General features: G+C 40.8%; 20 protein-coding genes and 1 pseudogene. 14 read left to right on the forward strand and 7 right to left on the reverse strand.

Translation table 11 applies throughout. The features are described 5' to 3' along the window. Positions 1-81 precede the first annotated feature (81 nt). The 9 genes from AAU57_RS10830 to AAU57_RS10870 all read left to right on the forward strand — a co-directional run bounded on the left by AAU57_RS10830 (position 82) and on the right by AAU57_RS10870 (position 6894). Entirely contained in the window at positions 82-1386 is a 1305-nt protein-coding gene (locus tag AAU57_RS10830; protein WP_055412928.1) for an amidohydrolase family protein, read from the forward strand. 313 nt (positions 1387-1699) lie between these two features. Continuing rightward, positions 1700-2389, forward strand: a complete 690-nt coding sequence (locus AAU57_RS10835; RefSeq protein ID WP_055412929.1) for an SH3 domain-containing protein — start codon at positions 1700-1702, stop codon at positions 2387-2389. Positions 2390-2548: 159 nt separating this feature from the next. Continuing rightward, positions 2549-3160 carry a hypothetical protein gene (locus AAU57_RS10840; RefSeq protein WP_055412930.1) on the forward strand — a complete coding sequence of 204 codons (612 nt, stop codon included), beginning with the start codon at positions 2549-2551 and terminating at the stop codon, positions 3158-3160. Positions 3161-3323: 163 nt separating this feature from the next. Next, the gene (locus tag AAU57_RS10845) at positions 3324-3764 is read left to right on the forward strand and encodes a hypothetical protein (protein WP_055412931.1); all 441 of its coding nucleotides are present in this window, start codon (positions 3324-3326) and stop codon (positions 3762-3764) included. A 161-nt stretch (positions 3765-3925) separates the two neighbouring features. Continuing rightward, the gene (locus tag AAU57_RS10850) at positions 3926-4423 is read left to right on the forward strand and encodes a hypothetical protein (RefSeq protein ID WP_055412932.1); all 498 of its coding nucleotides are present in this window, start codon (positions 3926-3928) and stop codon (positions 4421-4423) included. Positions 4424-4707: 284 nt separating this feature from the next. Next, on the forward strand, positions 4708-4947 hold the full coding sequence (locus tag AAU57_RS15060; protein ID WP_156340116.1) for a hypothetical protein: 240 nt from the start codon (positions 4708-4710) through the stop codon (positions 4945-4947). 207 nt (positions 4948-5154) lie between these two features. After that, positions 5155-5853 (forward strand): T9SS type A sorting domain-containing protein, encoded by a 699-nt coding sequence (locus AAU57_RS10860; RefSeq protein WP_055412934.1) that lies wholly within the window; start codon positions 5155-5157, stop codon positions 5851-5853. A 102-nt stretch (positions 5854-5955) separates the two neighbouring features. Further along, a complete protein-coding gene (locus AAU57_RS10865; RefSeq protein ID WP_055412935.1) occupies positions 5956-6381 on the forward strand; it encodes a hypothetical protein in 426 nt (141 codons plus the stop codon). A 48-nt stretch (positions 6382-6429) separates the two neighbouring features. Next, a complete protein-coding gene (locus AAU57_RS10870; RefSeq protein WP_231717805.1) occupies positions 6430-6894 on the forward strand; it encodes an META domain-containing protein in 465 nt (154 codons plus the stop codon). Between the two features lie 80 nt (positions 6895-6974). On the opposite strand, the gene priA is transcribed toward AAU57_RS10870, so the two are convergent. The 5 genes from priA to nadC form a co-directional block, all read right to left on the reverse strand. Next, the gene (priA, locus tag AAU57_RS10875) at positions 6975-9425 is read right to left on the reverse strand and encodes a primosomal protein N' (RefSeq protein WP_055412936.1); all 2451 of its coding nucleotides are present in this window, start codon (positions 9423-9425) and stop codon (positions 6975-6977) included. A gap of 74 nt (positions 9426-9499) precedes the next feature. Then, positions 9500-9925 carry a DUF2147 domain-containing protein gene (locus tag AAU57_RS10880; RefSeq protein WP_055412937.1) on the reverse strand — a complete coding sequence of 142 codons (426 nt, stop codon included), beginning with the start codon at positions 9923-9925 and terminating at the stop codon, positions 9500-9502. Positions 9926-9988: 63 nt separating this feature from the next. Then, positions 9989-10552: a chalcone isomerase family protein gene (locus tag AAU57_RS10885; protein WP_055412938.1), complete on the reverse strand. Its 564-nt coding sequence runs from the start codon at positions 10550-10552 to the stop codon at positions 9989-9991. A gap of 35 nt (positions 10553-10587) precedes the next feature. Beyond that, positions 10588-11514, reverse strand: a complete 927-nt coding sequence (locus AAU57_RS10890) for a YihY/virulence factor BrkB family protein (RefSeq protein ID WP_055412939.1) — start codon at positions 11512-11514, stop codon at positions 10588-10590. Further along, complete coding sequence (gene nadC, locus AAU57_RS10895; RefSeq protein WP_055412940.1) at positions 11507-12376, reverse strand: carboxylating nicotinate-nucleotide diphosphorylase; 870 nt, start codon at positions 12374-12376, stop codon at positions 11507-11509. Before nadC ends, AAU57_RS10890 begins: the two co-directional genes overlap by 8 nt. A gap of 83 nt (positions 12377-12459) precedes the next feature. Between nadC and rlmH the strand changes: the two genes are divergently transcribed. From rlmH to scpA, 5 genes and pseudogenes are all read left to right on the forward strand, one after another. Further along, the gene (gene rlmH / locus AAU57_RS10900; protein ID WP_055412941.1) at positions 12460-12933 is read left to right on the forward strand and encodes a 23S rRNA (pseudouridine(1915)-N(3))-methyltransferase RlmH; all 474 of its coding nucleotides are present in this window, start codon (positions 12460-12462) and stop codon (positions 12931-12933) included. Positions 12934-13004: 71 nt separating this feature from the next. After that, positions 13005-13613, forward strand: a pseudogene (udk, locus tag AAU57_RS10905) (uridine kinase). A 17-nt stretch (positions 13614-13630) separates the two neighbouring features. After that, positions 13631-13948 (forward strand): FtsB family cell division protein, encoded by a 318-nt coding sequence (locus AAU57_RS10910; protein WP_055412942.1) that lies wholly within the window; start codon positions 13631-13633, stop codon positions 13946-13948. Then, positions 13948-15390: a methylmalonyl-CoA mutase subunit beta gene (locus AAU57_RS10915; protein ID WP_055412943.1), complete on the forward strand. Its 1443-nt coding sequence runs from the start codon at positions 13948-13950 to the stop codon at positions 15388-15390. The genes AAU57_RS10910 and AAU57_RS10915 overlap by 1 nt, the downstream gene beginning before the upstream one ends. Next, the gene (scpA, locus tag AAU57_RS10920) at positions 15390-17519 is read left to right on the forward strand and encodes a methylmalonyl-CoA mutase (RefSeq protein WP_055413749.1); all 2130 of its coding nucleotides are present in this window, start codon (positions 15390-15392) and stop codon (positions 17517-17519) included. Before AAU57_RS10915 ends, scpA begins: the two co-directional genes overlap by 1 nt. On the opposite strand, the gene AAU57_RS10925 is transcribed toward scpA, so the two are convergent. Beyond that, on the reverse strand, positions 17516-18304 hold the full coding sequence (locus AAU57_RS10925) for a porin family protein (protein ID WP_055412944.1): 789 nt from the start codon (positions 18302-18304) through the stop codon (positions 17516-17518). The two genes, scpA and AAU57_RS10925, sit on opposite strands and share 4 nt — an antisense overlap. Next, positions 18288-18995, reverse strand: coding sequence for a hypothetical protein (locus tag AAU57_RS10930; protein ID WP_055412945.1), 708 nt, complete (start codon positions 18993-18995; stop codon positions 18288-18290). Before AAU57_RS10930 ends, AAU57_RS10925 begins: the two co-directional genes overlap by 17 nt. Positions 18996-19080 lie beyond the last annotated feature (85 nt).

The following is a 19080-nucleotide window of genomic DNA, read 5'->3' on the forward strand; positions in this document are numbered from 1 at the left end:
GGTTTGTCACATAGAATTACAGGAAATAAAACATATATAGAAATTCTGAATCTGGTAAACTGGATTTGTAAATTATAAAGAATGAAAAAACTAATATATATCGCAAGCTTGCTCGTCGCGGCGACTGGCTTTGCACAACAGGCACCGGCACCCGTGCAAAAAACGGCCGTGCGTATCATGAATGGTACCGCACATTTGGGTAACGGTCAGGTCATTGAGAATTCGGTAATAGAATTTGAAGATGGCAAGTTGACTATCGTTGGTGATGCCACCACCATGAGACTCGCAGCTCCTAAAGGCGAAGTGATCGATGCCAGCGGCAAACATATCTATCCAGGAATGATCGCAGCAAATACAACGCTGGGACTGGTAGAGGTTGACGCTGTAGGCGCCAGTGATGACGAGCGTGAGATAGGAACCTACAATCCGCACATACGCAGTATTATCGCCTACAATGCAGAAAGTAAGATCGTAGAGACCATGCGACCCAATGGGATACTATTGGCACAAATCACACCACGTGGTGGTCGTGTTTCGGGTAAATCCAGTGTGGTGCACATGGACGCCTGGAACTGGGAAGATGCCGCCGTACGCATGGACGATGGTATCCACGTGAACTGGCCGCGCAGCTTTGCACGTTCTGGTTCCTGGCCCAACTTTGGCCCTATCGAGCCAGCTAAGGATTATGACGAGCAGGTCGAAGAATTACGCTTGTTTCTCAACAAGGCCAAGGCCTATGCCAAAACCAAAAATCCAGACAACGTGGATTTAAAACTACAGGCGATGGGAACGGCCATGGCAGGAACCACTAATATGTACGTTCATGTAAGTGGTGAGAAAGCGGTGATTGACGTTCTCGCTTTCGCGAAAGCGAACAACCTGACCAACAATCTCGTACTGGTAGGCGCAGAAGGATCTGAAAAGATCGCCAAAGACATCGCTGCCGCTGGCGTGCCGGTACTTGCCGCACGTGTGCACAGCTTGCCGTCCAGAGACGATGAGGATTATGACATGCCGTACAAATTCCCGAAGCTGCTGGCCGATGCTGGTGTTTTGGTAGGTTTGGAAAACTCAGGTAGTATGGAACGCCACCAGGTGCGCAACGTGCCTTTTTATGCAGGCACCGTGGCTGGTTTTGGGCTGGATATCGAGAAGGCGTTGATGATGGTGACGCTGAATCCTGCCAAAATTTTGGGCATTGATAAGGAGTACGGCTCGCTGGAACAAGGCAAGAGCGCGACACTATTTATCTCTGAAGGCAATGCGCTGGATATGAGAACCAATAAACTGACCAGAGCCTTTATCGATGGTCGTGATGTCTCTCTGGACACACGCCAGAAGGAATTGTATGAACGCTATATGGAGAAATACTCCCGCGAGGATTAATCTGTATTGGTATCTATAAATACAAAGCCCATTCATTGCGAATGGGCTTTTTTTATTTCCGAGCTAGTCAGAGCGACTTATTGAAAATCAGTGGGTTTGCAAGGCTTTTTAACTTTTAAAATTATAGTTACAAAAATCTAATGCTCTCGTTTTTAACTGGCAGCTGCAGGTTGCACCACGCTGGGCTACTATTCAATGACTTTAGCTATCTTCATCAAACTAAACCAATCAAGTCAAGGTAACGGTCAAAGTTGAGGGAACGCCTCACAGGCATTAAACCTTTGCTGTTAGCAACAACTTAAGACAAACAACATTGAAAAGATTTATACTTTTTATTCTTATATCATTTTGTTATAATACATATGGTCAAATAATTAACGACGAATCTTATTTGGATTTAGATTTTCTAAAATTCAAAACAGAACTTATCAATTGCGTAATACAAAAAGACACTTTACAACTAAAAAAGTTTTTAGCGGAAAGAGTCTATGAAAGCAAAGATACTTGCGGATATCCGGGTTGTTCAAAAGAAGAATTGATAAACCACTATTTTAAAGATTTGGCTGATGAGTCTTGGAACGATATGTTAACTTTATTGAGGTTTGGATTTACTCGCAAAGTAGATGAGAATACCGATTGGATTGTGCCGCAAGAAAAAGTAGTTTTTCAAGCACCATCTTATTTAAAAAATGTGGATACAGAAAATGAACTTTTAATATTAGCGGAAAATGTAAACATTCGAGAGAAACCAAGTTTAAGTTCAGAAATTATTCGAACAACATCTTATGAGAAATTTAAATGTGATTGCAGTATTGTGACAATGACAAAAACAACTTATCAAACTGTAGACGGAATAAATTGGATTGAAATAAAACTTGGCGACAATAATGTAGGATATGTTGCTTCGAAGTTTACATCATACGAAGTGATTAAAGAAATGACAATAGCAAAAGTCGAAGGAAAATGGAAAATTATATCTTGGTTTCAAGCACCAGGTTGCTGATAAAAACTGTTGCTAAAAATGTATAATCGCAATTACGGCGGATTCGATTACCTACGAATCCACTCGGAATTGCTATCGTCTGTACTAAACCGAATAACAAAACATATAAACCTGTAACTGATGGTTAAACCAAACCGTTGAGAGTAATTTGAAAAAACAATGCACGATAAAATAAAAGACTTTTATGAAAACCAAAAATTCGCGCGAATTACCAGAAAGGTTGCGGAAAATTGGGACGAAATAAGTCGTGGGTATATCGTTGATTTTTCAACTGAATTCGTGGTTCTTCAGGAATGTGATGATTTTGAACTGAAAGGCTATAATATTTTACCAATTAAAGACTTTAAAGAAATCCGATTTAATAATAACGACAAATATTATGATAAGATAATGTCGTTGGAAAACAAAAAGAAAAATATCGGAATCAAAACAAAAGTGGATTTAACTGACTGGAAAACTATATTCAAATCTTTAAGAAAGAACAAGCGGAATGTAGCAGTTGAATGTGAAAATCCCGAAATCGATACTTTTACAATTGGACCGATAAAACGGATTACTGATAAAAATGTTTTTATTCAGTATTTTAATGCAACTGGAATCCTGGATGAAAAACCAACAAAAGTGGAATTAGGAAACGTAACAAAAATTCTCTTTGACGATAGATATATTGATATTTTCAGCAAATACTTAAGAGAAATACCGAAAAAGAATACTGGTAACAACGTATATAAAAAATTGCGCAAGTCATTGCTAACACTATGGCTTGGGTAATTTCGAAAAGTCCCTAAATTTTTAAACTTGACGATTTCCAATAAAAAGATAAATAGTAAAATTTAAACATGCGGCTGATGTTCATCCGAAAAGTAATCGCTTATTTTCAGCGCTACTTTTCATATACGGAGCCGTTGTATGCAAGCTGAAAACCGAATTATAATTGATAAAAAGAGCGATAATAATAACCCTAATTCTGAACTCAATAATTCTGATTGGTGTTCCTGCTGGACACGGTTACGGAATAATGCTAATGTTTGAATTTATAAGTATTCCGACTATGGTTAAAAACGGATTTGATTTTCAGAAAGAATACCCTTTTCAAAGTAGCCTGATTTTAATTGCTATGGTTTCCTTAATTGGAAAACTGATTTTAATTTTTCTATTGTTCTCAAATAATATTTTGAACAAAAAGAACTGGATTTATATCGGACTGACTTTGATGCTGATGCCAATCCTTTTTGTTTGTTATGAAGCTTGGGAATATGATAATTTCCTATTTGCTATAACAGTCGGTAGTGGAATACCTTTTTTATTGTATTTCGGCAGAATATTGTATTTAATTGAAAAGAAAAATAACAAAACGGAATTAGTAGCGAAATGAAAAAAAGCCAGCGTAAAACAATGCAAAACCGCAATAACGGCGAATTCTTTTTCGACCGAACCCACTCGGAATTGCTAGCGTCTGTGCCAAACCGAATAATAACACATCTAAACCCGTAACTGACGGTTATATTAGACGGATAGGCAACATTTGAAGGACCATTGAGAAAACTGAAAGACATATCAATAATCATTGCGATTATTATAATAGGAATTCCACTATTTATTCTGGCTATTCCGTTTATGATAGCTATTATCCCGATTGGACATTTTCAGCGAAAAAAGTTTGAAAAGAAATATGCAGTGTTTCTAAATAAAAATAACGGGAAGAATTTCTTCTGCTACAATAACAGAAAGAACTCGAAACAATATATTGAGGATGATATTATACCAAATCTTAATGACGGAATTGAAATCTTATACCTGAACGGGAGAAAGATTGAGTCTGAATATAATTCGGAATTTATTTCTGAAGCATTATACGGATTAAAACACTACAATAAATTTCCTCATTTAATGAAAATTAGAAATGGAAAGCTAATTGACAAATCAATAAATAATCCATTTTATGGAGTGTTGAATATGAATAAATCGAAAAGTGAACTGTTGAATAAAATCAATGAATTTTTCGAACTGGATAAAATAAAAAACGTTGCCTAACAATGGCAATAAGTAATGGCTCCGTTCTCGCCTACTTCTGAAAATCCTCGAGTCTTTCCACTATGGCACATATTACCAACGGCAAAAGCTAAACCTCAAAGCTGTACCTTGCCTAAGTAGTTGTAGAAAATTCAGGAATAGTGATGAAACTTCACAGTCCATCAACACTTAAAATACTTCACTTCGCTTCTTAAAATTATAAATTGATTTAAAGTAAGTTACGGCCTCAACTAGTTGTACATTCACAAATCACTAGTTAGAAACGCTTACCTAAATCAATCCGAATGAAATCAGCCTGGAGTAAATTACACTTGACTTTAAAGATTGGATTGCTGCTATTTATTTTTGGGGTTGGTCCTCTACTCCTACTTTTGTTGCTGGACGCTTTACATCTCGTAGAAGCTGGAAATGCGGTAGGATTCGGGATTTTAGCATTCTTTAGTTTGTATCCATCCTTGATCCTAATTCTCATAGGTGGAATTTTGACCTTTCGTAAAAGACGAAAGGCAAAACTGCTTTCATAGTTGCACTCCTTACTGGAAGTGGAAATAAATCTTGCATTTACAGAATTGAGGCGTTCTAAAATTATGAGACTCAAAGCATCCTAGTCAAACCTATCTTACTATCATCTTTTAAAGATGTTTGAAGTGAAACAAGTTCAGTAAGAACCGTAACACCCTATAAATCATTAAATTTTCATATTTTGTAAGACCATTTGATATGGTCAATTTATGAAACCACTTTTATTTCTTTTGATTTTTTTCGCCACTAACCTTACTGTGGCACAGGATCCAAGATTGCTCGAGCAGGAATGGTATTTATTTGATTTGATTCTTGATGGTGAGAACTATGTACCGCCTACACACGAAGAGATTCCATTTATTCCGTTACAATTTAACGAAAGTAATGAGCTGCAAACTTATGTCTGTCCTGGCACCGCTGGAATCGCGCCAGTCATTTATGAAAATACTGATACCTTTATTCTTCAAAATTTGGTTCAACTAGCAGGAAGCTGCAGCACCCTAGAAAATGTAATTTATACACAACGCTACTTTTCGTTCTATTTGAGAAATGAAAATACTGTTTATCGGTACGAGATCTCCCAAGATGGCGATGAGAGAAGATTAATCCTAACAGCACCTAATGGTGATCAAGCTAAGTACAGCAATCTGGTACTATCACATAACAGCGTTACAAAATCACAGATCAAAATGTATCCCATTCCAGCTCGAGAAGTGTTGCATTTAGAATTTCCTTCACAAGTTGACATAAGCGAGGTGAAAATTTACAATCTTCAAGGCAAAGAAGTCTTTAGGTCAAAAAACAATCTCACTAAGCTTCCCGTTAGCGGCTTGAATGCAGGAATCTATTTCCTGGAAATCATCGATAATCGTGAGCCCAACATCTTCTTAAAATTTGTAAAAAGTTAGCAAGGCTATTGTCCTGCAGCAAAGTAATTATGTTCCTTTTATTACATTCTTGAAAGGGATTGGCTAACTTTCGCATCTCATTAAAGTTCTAAATTTTACTCGATGAATCTAAAGCCAGGAGACAAGGTCAACCTTCTTATTGAACGAGAGACACCACTAGGTTTCACCGTATTGATAGAAAATGAATTTGAGGGACTCGTCTATCACGACGACGTATTCATTGAGCTGGAAGAAGGTATGGAAGGCATAGGTTTTATCAAAAACATACGTGAAGACGGCAAGATCGATGTCACTTTAAGACCACAAGGTTATGTGAACGTGATTGAAACCGACTCTGAAACCATCCTGGAAACCCTACGCGAAAGCCCATTTGGTGCCATCATGATTACAGATAAGAGTTCGCCAGATCAAATACGCCATGAGTTCAATATGAGTAAAAAGTCCTTTAAAAAAGCTGTTGGGAATCTGTACAAGCAAAAACTCATCAACATTTTGGACGACCGCATCGAGCTGGTAGTGAAACAATAAGAAGAGTAAATTTTCGTTTCAGTGGAACCTAACCCTAAAAACGAAATGATGAAATCATTCAAAAACAATTTTCCTGCAGTATTCCTTTTTGGAATCAGTTTATTTATTTTTTCATGTTCCTCTGATGATGATAATCCTAACAATCTCACAATCCAAAATGAGATTAGGGCTAATGTAGGTATTGGAACCTGGAAAATTACCAGCTTTATCGATTCGGGTACCGATGAAACCAGCGATTTCACTGGCTATAATTTTACATTTAATGCAAATGGTGTTTTAAATGCCACTAACGGCGTCAATTCCTATGATGGAACTTGGAGTGTGGAAAGCAGCAATAGCAGCGATGACAGTCCAGATGATCTTGACTTCAACATCAATTTCACTGTAATGAACGATTTTGAAGACCTAAGTGACGACTGGGATATTATTTCGCAGAGTTCCACTAAAATTGAACTTATTGACATCAGTGGTGGAAACGGCGGTACAGATCTTCTCACGTTTGAGAGGAACTAAGCCTGATTATTCCATGATTTTTTATAGTTCGCTTTCGCGCCTGCCTGCCGGTCAGGCAGGAAAGCGAACTCAACACCAGCCTAATAACAATCCACATCAATATTGCAACGTACGGCGCGGTATTGCTTGATGCTTTCAAAGCTGCGCTTGACTTTAGCAATAAAGCCTTTGATAGTTTCTGGTGAATGGGTCTTTCCCATCTTGACCAGCACGTGTACGTTGAAAAGATTGCGCACTCGAGAAACCGGCGGAAACTCTGGTCCCAGCACCTCAACGCCATGCTCAATTTGATTTAGAGCGCCCACAAACCATTCACCTGCCTGCAAAGTGGTCTTGTAATCCCTATGCTTTAACGTGATCCTAATCAATCGCTGATATGGCGGGTATTTAAACTGGTATCGATCCTTTAACTGCTCCTTGAACATCGTCTTGTAATCATAAGTGCTTACCTGCTGCAAAATCATGTGATATGGATTGTAGCTCTGCAATAAAACCATACCTCGCTTCTCAGTTCTACCTGCACGACCTGCCACCTGCGTCAACAATTGGAAACAACGCTCGTGCGATCTGAAGTCTGGGAAATTGAGCATGGCATCTGCATTGAGAACTCCAACCAGGCTCACGTGTCTAAAATCAAGACCTTTGGTAAGCATTTGGGTGCCTACCAAGGCATCCACTTCCCTATTCTCGACTTTATCGATGAGTTTTTCATAGCTATATTTTCCTCGCGTGGTATCCAGATCCATCCGTGCGATTTTGCGCTGGGGAAATATCTCTAGGAATTCAGCTTCAATTTGTTCGGTTCCAAAGCCTTTTGTGTCTAGGTCAGTACTGGAGCAGGCGATGCATTCCTTAGGGATAAATGTGTGATAACCACAGTAATGGCATCGCATCTGGCCGCGATGCTGGTGCACGGTGAGGCTTACATCACAATTGGGACATTGTGGTGCATGCCCACAAGTATTACACTCCATGATGGGCGCAAAACCGCGGCGGTTTTGGAATAGTATGACCTGTTCATCATTTTTAAAGGCTTGAGTCATCGCCTCAATCAACGTATCGGAAAAATGTCCCGTCATGCGTTTCTTGCGGTGCTTCTCCTTAATGTCAATCATATTGATTTCTGGCATCAATACATTGTTATAGCGCTTTTTAAGCTCGACCAATTCAAATTTACCAATAGTCGTATTGTAATAACTTTCTAAGGAAGGCGTGGCGCTACCCAATAGGACTTGTGAACTTTTCATTTTTCCCAGCACGATACTGGAATCTCTGGCGTGATAGCGCGGTGCAGGATCAAATTGCTTGAAACTGGTCTCGTGTTCCTCATCCACGATGATCAAACCCAGATCTTCAAAGGGCAACAATAGAGCGCTGCGCGCGCCTATGACCACGTACGGTTCATGGGCATCCAGTACTAGATTCCATACTTCCTGTCGCTCGTTGAGATTGTATTTAGAATGGTACACCAGCACTTGATGTTTGAAGTAATTCTGTAACCTTCCAATAAGTTGAGTGGTCAGAGCGATTTCTGGCAACAGATACAGACATTGCTTGCCTAGCGCCAAATATTCCTCAATGAGTTTGACGTAGATTTCGGTTTTACCGCTGGACGTCACGCCATGCAATAGGCAAACCTTGTTGTCTTCGAAAGCCGTTTTGATCTCATTGTATGCGACTTCTTGAGCACCATTGAGTTCGTACAACTTATGACCCGTTTGCCGGTCCATCAGCATACGGCTCACTTCCTGTTCCGTTTCCAGTAAGATTTGCTTGTCGATCAAAGATTTTACTACGGCACGAGTTACGTTAGATCTCGTTTCTAGATCTTTGGATTTGACCAGTTTATCACCAGCGCGCATCATGAAAAGCGTCATGAGTACCTCACGCTGTTTAGGAGCTCGAGTCATAGAGTCCAGTAGTTCTCTTAAAGCATCTTCATCCTGAAATTCTGGAGCGAGCGAAATGTATTTTTCGGTTTTGGCCTTGTAGGTATTAGAGAGTTCTTCTTGCAGGATGATCAAATGCTTGGACAGCATGTTCCTTAAAATAGGCAATACCGTCTTACGATCCAGTAGGCTAGCCACATCGTCCACTTTCATGGCTTTGCGATTCTCCAATGCTTCCATGATAAGGAATTCCTGATCTGTTAATTCATCGTCTTCTACGGTAGTTTCCTCGTTGCGCTGGATTATGGTCTCGCTTTCCAGCAGCAGTGATTTAGGCAAGGCTGCCTTCATGACTTGACCTACACTACATAGGTAATAGGAAGCGATCCATTCCCAAAATTTGATTTGTCCCTTTTGTAAAATAGGTGCCTCATCAATAACAAACTCTATGTCTTTAATATCGTATGCAACCTCAATATTCTCGCGTACGGCCACAGCGATACCGGTGTAGATCTTTGATTTTCCAAAGGGAACCGCGACGCGCATACCTGGCTGAATCATTCCAGCCTCTGCAGCCGTGATGCGGTATGAAAAATAGCGCTCCAGTGGCAATGGTAGTATGACATCTAGAAAATAGGACATAAAAAAATCGGTTATGTAAAAATAACCGATTCCCTTTTTGTGCGCTTGCTGTGGTGCCCTATTTTATGAATAACTTATAGACGTTCCCAGGTTTGGGTCCTGTACAAAAACAAGATATAACCGCGTACCATCAACAAGTCTGGATTATCTTCATTGAGCCAGATTTTACAGTCATATTCTTTGCCGTTTTCTGGATCGATAATGGTGCCATCCTTGTACATTTTACCCTTTTTTTTCAGGTCCTTCATGATGACCATACCTTCAATGGGTTGATCTTTTAGGGCTCCTTCACAGGCAACGCATTTAGGATTAGGTGGCGCGTCTTTGGAGAGTACCTTCAATATCTTACCGTAATAGGAATCACCTTTTTTGTACACCTGTACGTGAGATTTTACTTCTCCAGATTCATCATCAATGGTTTTCCATGTTCCAGTGACGTCTTGTGAGTTCGCTTTCGCGAAAGCGAAAAAACAAAACAGCACCAACACTACATATTTCATAATCTGTGTATTATAAAGCCCATGAAATCTCACGGGCTTTTAATTAATTCAACAGGTCTGAGATTAAAGTCCCAACATTCCCTTTTTTAAATCTTTGTCTGCTGGTTTGTTACCCAACCAGATTCCAAAAAGTCCTTTGGCAAAATCCTTACCTTCGATAGTTCCCAATAGCTTACCATTCTTGTGAGCCATAGTTCCTTTTCCAGGCACGTATGCGATCTGGAATTCGTTTCCTTTTACGATCTCCTCATTAAAGAATCCGATGAACTTATCGATTTTAGGTTGTAGTTTTTTACGCTCTGCACTGGAAACGCTGTCTTCAAAACCTTCTGTAATGGCTTCAATCATCTTGTCCTGTGTCACCAATTTACTGACGATATCAAGTGTGATCGCCATAGGCTGATCAGAGCTTAACAATGCCGCACCATTAGAAGTTTTTGCTGTGGTGTACAAACCACCTACATAAAGATCAAAAACGAACTTTTCACGCAATCCTGCACCGTTTAGTGTCAACTCCTTACCATCGACTGTAATTGATTTTTCTACAGTTACACCTTCAACGGTCATTTGTGCAGATGCTGTATAGGTACCAAGGGCGGCAACAGCAATTAAGAGTAATTTTTTCATATTAGTAATTATTAGATTGTTTAAATATAGTATTCCTATTTCAAATTCCGTGCCTTTAATGATCTGATAGATGCATTAAGCTCATAACCCAATAGCAAAATGTTTGCCGCAAGCCATATATAGATCATTAAAATAAGTAGCGCACCTATGGAACCATAGATTTCATTATAGGAAGCAAAATTGTCTATATAAATCCCGTAGAGGTACGATGTTATTAAAATAAGTACCGTTGTCACCACAGAGCCTATAGAAAAGAATCTGGTTTGTCTTCCTTCTTTGGTTCCCGTGTAATATAGCGTACTCACAAATAGATAAAGCATGATGATAATCGCAATGTAGCGCAGTACAATCAACCAGATCTCTGTAGAGCTTTGCGTCATAAAATCTTCTGCTCTTAAAGAATCAATCCAGTATTCCACCAGACCGAACATAGCTATGGAAATCAATAAAAAAAGACTGAGCATCAATGATACACCAACCGCCACAAAATACTGCCTGAACATGTTGCGGTTGAACGATGAATGATAGGAACGCTCAAAGCCGTCAAAAATCGCATTAACGCCATTGCTCATAAAAAATAAGGACGTGATAAAAGCAATCGTCAATAAACCTGTATTCTCCTGTAATGCAATTTCCTTAAAAATGGTATCAAAAGAACCAGCGGCCTGTGCCGGTAGCAACCCGTTGACAAACTCTAAAAAATCTACCTGGAAATTATCTACCGGTACAAAAGGAATAAGGTTAAGCATGAACAATATGAAGGGGAAAATTGCCATGAAGAAACTGTAGCTTATCGCACTGGCGCGCAATGTAAAGGCACCTTGAACGATACCAACACTGTAGGTTTCCCAAAGATCGTAAATGGTCATCCCTTCAAAACCCGGCAATCGTGCCCTGCTAGAGACCGCGACGAACCAAGAAATGACCGGTATACGATCCAGTATTTCCTTAAGCCTACTCATGCATGGCTTTCAAACTAAGATCCATGTTGTAAACGCTGTGCGTGAGCGCACCGCTGGAAACGTAATCCACACCACATTCCGCGTACTGTCGTACCGTGTCCAGAGTAATGCCGCCACTACTTTCAGTCAGGCATTGATCGCCTATTAATTCTACCGCTTTTCTAGTGTCTTCGTAATTGAAATTATCGATCAGGATGCGGTAAACCTTATCGGCCGAGGTTAGAATCTCTTTGATTTCTTCCAGATTTCTTGCCTCTACAATGATTTTTAAATCCCTGTTGGTTTCTTGAAGGTAGTCTGTCGTTTTTTCAATTGCTTTTGTGATGCCACCTGCAAAATCGATATGATTGTCCTTGAGCATGATCATGTCATAGAGACCAGACCTGTGATTAACGCCACCACCAGTATGAACTGCCCATTTTTCCAACAAACGTATTCCTGGTGTAGTCTTGCGCGTGTCTAATATCTTGGTTTTGGTACCTTCCAACCGGTCGACAAATTGCCGCGTTTTAGTCGCGATCGCGCTCATGCGCTGCATGCTGTTAAGTGCCAGACGTTCGGCCGTGAGAATGGATCTGGAAGAACCGCTCACATAAAACACTTCGTCGCCATAAGCTACGCGATCACCGTCCTTTTTCAATTCTTCAATTTTTAATGTAGGATCGACTTTGTGGAATATCGCTTTCGCGAAAGCGATACCAGCAATCACTCCTTCATCCTTTACCAGCAGTCGTGCCTTACCACTGGCACTGCGTGGAATGCAAGCCAGGCTGCTGTGGTCGCCATCACCTACATCTTCCCGTAAGGCATTAGTAATGATGCGGTCAACTTCTTCTTCAAATGCAGCTCCATGGTACTTCATAATGGTGGTCAAATTCTGGTTTCTCAAAAGTAAGATTCTGCAGGCAATCTTATGAAAATGAATAAAGATTTTACCTTTGGCGCATGAAGATAACTCTACTGGCGGTAGGTAAAACCGATGATAGCCGTATCGCAGACCTTACAGATATGTACGTGGAACGGCTCAAGCATTACATCAATTTTGAGCTGGAAATCATTCCGGATCTTAAAAAAACCAAGAACCTAAGCATCGACCAGCAAAAGGTCAAAGAAGGTGAGCTTATACTCAACCAATTGCAAACCAGCGATTTTGTCACTTTACTGGACGAAAAGGGAAAAAGCCTTTCCAGCCAGCAATTTGCGCAATTGATCAATAAGCGAAGTCTTTCTGGAATGAAACGACTGGTTTATGTCATAGGTGGACCCTACGGATTCTCTGATGCGGTTTACGCTCGAGCCAATTCTAAATTATCCTTAAGTGCCATGACCTTTTCCCACCAGATGGTGCGACTCTTTGCCACAGAACAGATTTATCGGGCCTTTACCATTCTAAAAAACGAGCCTTATCATCATGAGTAATGAATTTGAAGGTGTCTATTATTGATTCTATTTGTGATGAACCATTACCTTTGCAGTACTAAAATCTAATTATGCTTATCATAGGTATTGCAGGCGGTACTGGGTCTGGTAAAACCACAGTTGTGGGTCAGGTAGCCCATCAATATCCAGATACTGACGTTACTGTCATCTCTCAAGATTCCTACTATAAAGACACGAGCCACCTTACCTTTGAGGAACGTGTGAAAATTAATTTTGATCACCCTAATTCCATAGACTTTGCGCTTTTGAAGGAGCATTTGATCGAGTTGCGCAAGGGAAATAGTATTGAGCAACCAGTGTATTCTTTTGTATAACACAACCGCACTAAAGAAACAGTTGTGACAGAGCCTAGCAATGTCATAATTGTAGAAGGAATCCTTATTCTAACGCTGCCAGAAATTCGCGAGCTTTTTGACATCAAGGTTTACATTGATTGCGATAGCGATGAGCGTCTCATACGCAGGTTGAAACGCGATATCACAGACCGTGGTCGTGACATCAACGAGGTACTTGATCGTTACCAAAACACGCTCAAGCCTATGCACCAGCAATTTATAGAGCCTACTAAAGCCTATGCCGATGTCATTATTCCTACCAATAGGCTTAATGAAGTTGGTGTTAAGATCTTGCGCTCTATTCTGGATCAAAAGTTGGCTTAAATTGGTATCTTGACTTTATGAAATGGAAAGAGATCAAAAGCAAATGGTATTTTAATAAATACTTCATTATCACAATTCTATTTGCGGTTTGGATTCTGTTTCTGGATGACAGCGCATGGCTTACCGCACACAGAGCGCTGGACCAGCAAATTGCTGACAAGGAACAAACAGCAGATTTCTATATGCGAGGCATCGCTGCAGACAAAGCGCGTATCCAGCAGTTGGAAGACAGTGCTGGGATAGAAAAATTTGGACGTGAGCGATATTTAATGAAGAAGGAAAATGAGGAAGTGTATATTATAGAATATGCAGATTCCGTAAAAAATGAAGATTGATGAAGAAGCGATTATTTGATGACTTTACACCAGTTTCTGAGGCCGCATGGAAACAAAAGATTCAAATGGATCTCAAAGGCGCCGATTATAATCAGACATTGGTCACGCCTACTCCAGACGGCATCAACATAAAACCTATTTACCACAGCGACAGTGCCGTAAACATTGACATTCCTAGTCGAGGTACCCAGAACAATGATTGGTACATTTCTCAAAAGATCTACTGTGGCAATGCACGAGCTGCAAACAAAAAAGCGCTCAACGTATTATCTCGAGGAGCTGAAGGTGTTTTATTAGACATTCCTAATCCAGATATTGATCTCGAGGTTTTATTAAAAGACTTACCAGAGGTTGGTTTACAAGTACATCCTCGATTTTTAGATCTTGATTTTTTAAAGAAACTTCATGGATTTAAACCTAAAGCCTATGTGCATCTGGATATTCTACACCAGCTAGCTGCTACTGGGAACTGGTTTACAAATCAAAAATCAGACTATAATCACTATGCCGATTTCCTAAAATCCTTTGAAGGTTATTTTTCAAACATCACCATCAACACCAGCACCTATCAACAGGCTGGCGCCACGGTAACTCAGGAACTGGCCTATTTTGCGGCGCACCTCAATGAATACCTCAATCATTATTGCGATACCAGTAAGGAACACGATAAGGATATTTACGACGCTTTCCTGCCTGACCGGCAGGCAGGCCCGAAAGCGGAAACGGTTACTGAGCATGGTCAAAGTAAACGTATCAACATTGACACCACCATAGGTTCCAATTATTTTATGGAGATCGCAAAATACAGAGCCTATCGCATATTGACCAAAACATTAGGTAACGCCTACGGCATAAAAGACCTAGGCTGTTACATCACGGCAACGCCCAGTTTGCGCAACAAATCTTTGCTGGATTACAATGTCAATCTACTGCGCACTACAACAGAATGTATGAGCGCTGTCCTAGGTGGCGCAGATACGGTCCACAATCTTCCTTATGACGCCTTTTTCAATAAGGAAAATGAATTTGGCGACCGCATCGCTCGCAACCAATTATTGATTCTTAAAGAAGAAGCTTACCTAAATAAAGTTGCTAACGCTGCAGATGGCACGTACTACATCAACGCATTGACTAAGGAGTTGACCGAAAAAGCGCTGGAGATCTTTAAAAGCATTGAAAAAGCTGGCGGATTTGTTCAGTCGCTTTTTGAAGGAACGATACAACGCAAAATCAAGGAAAGTGATATCGCAGAGCGTGATCGACTGAAAAAAGGAGAAAAAACGCTGGTAGGCGTCAACAAATTCCCGAATGCCGAAGCACCGCTTCAAAAAGAATATGAGATTTTACCCTTTCAAAAAATAAAGCCTCGCAAGGCGCTTGTTACACCTATTGCTGCTAAACGATTAGCCGAAGAATTAGAAAAATCGCAAATGCCCAAATGATGAAAAGAAAAGACTTCTCGAACATAACGGCAGATTTTCAATCGTTTGAAGAGCAAGCTACAGCGGCTGCTCAAAGCTCCTATGAAACCTCAGAAGGTATCTCGCTCAAAAAGCAGTATGCTAAAGAAAACTTAAACGATCTAGAACATCTTGATTTTGTAGCAGGAATAGCTCCCAACCTACGTGGACCCTATTCCACTATGTACGTGCGCCGGCCATGGACCATTAGACAATACGCTGGTTTTTCTAGCGCGACAGAATCCAACGCCTTTTATAGAAGAAATCTTGCCGCTGGACAAAAGGGACTTTCGGTAGCTTTTGATCTTGCCACGCATCGCGGTTATGACAGTGATCATGAGCGTGTGGAAGGCGACGTGGGAAAAGCTGGCGTTGCCATTGATAGCGTTGAGGATATCAGGATCCTTTTTGATCAAATTCCGCTGGATCAAATGTCCGTTTCTATGACCATGAACGGCGCCGTGTTGCCTATCATGGCTTTTTACATCGTCGCGGCCATGGAGCAAGGTGTAGACATCGCATCGTTGAGCGGTACGATCCAGAATGATATCCTTAAGGAGTTTATGGTGCGTAATACGTACATCTATCCACCTACGCCTAGCATGCAGATTATCTCTGACATATTTGAGTATACCAGCAAGAACATGCCTAAATTCAACTCGATCTCGATCTCGGGTTACCATATGTATGAAGCTGGCGCGACCAGTGATATTGAGTTGGCCTATACGCTGGCAGATGGTTTGGAATATGTGCGCAAAGGACTGGAAGCAGGCATGGACATAGACACTTTTGCTCCTAGACTATCCTTTTTCTGGGCCATTGGGATGAACCATTTTATGGAAATCGCCAAAATGCGCGCCGCCAGAATGCTTTGGGCAAAAATGATCAAACAATTCAATCCTAAAAATGCCAAATCACTGGCGTTAAGAACGCATTGTCAAACATCAGGCTGGTCGTTAACGGAACAAGACCCATTTAATAATGTGGCCAGAACTACCATTGAAGCGGCTGCAGCAGCCTTTGGTGGCACACAAAGTCTTCATACCAATGCGTTGGATGAGGCGATTGCGTTGCCAACCGACTTCAGCGCGCGTATTGCTAGAAACACACAAATTTACCTACAAGAAGAAACCGGAATTACCAAAACCGTTGACCCATGGGCCGGCTCCTATTATGTAGAGTCTTTAACAGACCAGATTGCCCATAAAGCCTGGGAACTTATAGAGGAAGTTGAAGAGCTAGGCGGTATGACCAAGGCCATTGAAGCCGGCATCCCAAAAATGCGTATCGAGGAAGCCGCTGCCAAAAAGCAGGCACGCATCGATTCCAATATAGACGTAATCGTTGGAGTGAATAAATACCCAAGTCCAGATGAGGATCTTATAGACACGCTGGAAGTGGACAATGCTGCCGTGAGAATTGAGCAAGTCGAACGATTGAAAAAGATCAAGGCAGATCGCAACGATGATAAAGTGAATAAAGCATTGGAAGCTTTAACCGCTTGCGCAAAAACTGGAGAAGGCAACCTACTGGAACTCGCGGTCAATGCTGCTAAGGAGCGCGCTACCTTAGGTGAGATTTCCGATGCTTTGGAAAAGGAATTTGGCCGTTACCGTGCCCAGATCAAGAGCGTTCAAGGTGTGTATAAAAAAGAGATTATGGATGATCCCGCTTTCGCGAAAGCGCAACAATTAGCAGACGCCTTTGCAAAAAAAGAAGGTCGTAGACCACGCATCATGATTGCAAAAATGGGCCAGGACGGTCACGATCGTGGCGCCAAGGTGGTCGCTACGGGCTATGCCGATGTAGGTTTTGACGTGGACATAGGACCGCTGTTCCAAACGCCAGCCGAAGCTGCCAAACAAGCCGTGGAAAATGATGTCCATATTCTAGGCATTTCATCGCTGGCAGCCGGCCATAAGACATTGGTACCGCAAGTGATGGAACATCTCAAAAAATACGGCCGTGAGGACATCATGATCATCGTGGGCGGCGTGATACCGCGCAAGGACTACCAGTTCTTGTTTGATGCTGGCGTGGCAGCCGTCTTTGGACCTGGAACCAAGATCAGTGAGGCTGCGATCGATATTCTGACCCTACTGAATGATTAATTATTGTTTCTACGCTCTCTACGGGCTTTACGAGCAGCTTTCTTTTTGAGAAAATAAAGCTTTCGCTTTTCTCTGATGCTTAAATTATCGCGATCACGGCTCTGTAATTCTTGGATTTCTTGATCGTAAGAAGTTGTATTATCCATACTGTTGTAGTCTCTCACATTGAACCTGAAACCTATGGCGAGATTGAAATAATTACCAACATTAAAATGATCGCCCAAGGCTGGAGCGGATTCAATTTTGTAGAAGACTTTTTCATAGCTAGGACTCAAGTAAACGGATATACCGTTGCTCAGTGCATATTCTGCGCTCGTGGTAAGTCGCAGTAGATTACCTGTATCCCTAAAGGTGCCGCCACCTTGCTCAAATCCTTGTTTATTTTTATTCTGACTGTAACCATAACCCAGATCTGCGGTAAAATTCCAATCGTCATTGAGTACATAATCATATCCCGCAAACAGATAGGCATTAAACTTTGTGGCTCTATCGAACTGCCCTATTTCCTGAACATCCTTGACATCAAAATAATCCTGAGTCAAGGCGCCACCTACGTAGATATTTTTATACACATCAGTTTGTAGTCTTATCCCAAAACCAGTACCACTGGCGAGTCCATTGCCTACGACGTTATCACCGTTGGGAAAAGCTCTTTGAAGGTAGATGTCTGCAGCAAAAACTCGATCTGGAATCTGAACAGCTAGTCGGCTTTCATCTTCTTGCGCAAATGCTATGCTGCTAGCTAAAACAATATATCCTAGAACGACTTTAGTAATTGATTTCATAGCGCTCTGTTGGATTGTTGACAAACAATTCTTGAGTAGTTTCAGTACCTGCCTCATCAGTAAGTGAAATGGTGATGATAGAAGGATAAAAGGCTTGAAACTCAAAGTTCCCATCATCAGGATCTTCATTAATCCTCGTAAAGATCTGATTGAAAAAGCCGCAATTACCATCTAACAGGAATTCGCCATTTTCAAAAACTTCTGAACAGGATAAATCAAAATAATTGACTTGAAGTTCAAAAACCTCTGTTGTTCCAGAAGTATTTACAAAATCCAACCCAACCTCTGCAACGTCCTTAACCGTAATTAATGGGATGTTGAGCGTCAAGTCGTTATTAAAACTCTCGATTCCAGTCGCTACACTAAAAATATTTTGACCATCGCGATACACATTGACAAAATATTCATTTGAAGTATCAAACAACAGCAGAAAATCTGTTTCTCCATTATTGTCAGTAACGCCTCTACCTAGCAAAAAGTCCCTACTAGGCTCTGAAAACTTGCTTATACTTGAAACAAAAGGATTGAACTCAAAGGTTCTAAAATTAGTCACTTCTACTACCGCATCATTAATGGGATTGCCTTGAGCATCAACAATTCTGGTTTTAAAGAAAGCTCTCTTATCATCATCCAGTCGTGCCTCACAGGACAATAACAAAATGGGAATGAGTAGAAGAATAAGTTTTTTCATGGGCTGGCTTTTTATTCTAGATGCAAAACTTACCATAAGGTTGCGTACTCATCAGATATTAATAATTAACTTGATGAAGATTAGA

Source organism: Nonlabens sp. YIK11 (genome assembly GCF_001413925.1).
Lineage (GTDB): Bacteria > Bacteroidota > Bacteroidia > Flavobacteriales > Flavobacteriaceae > Nonlabens.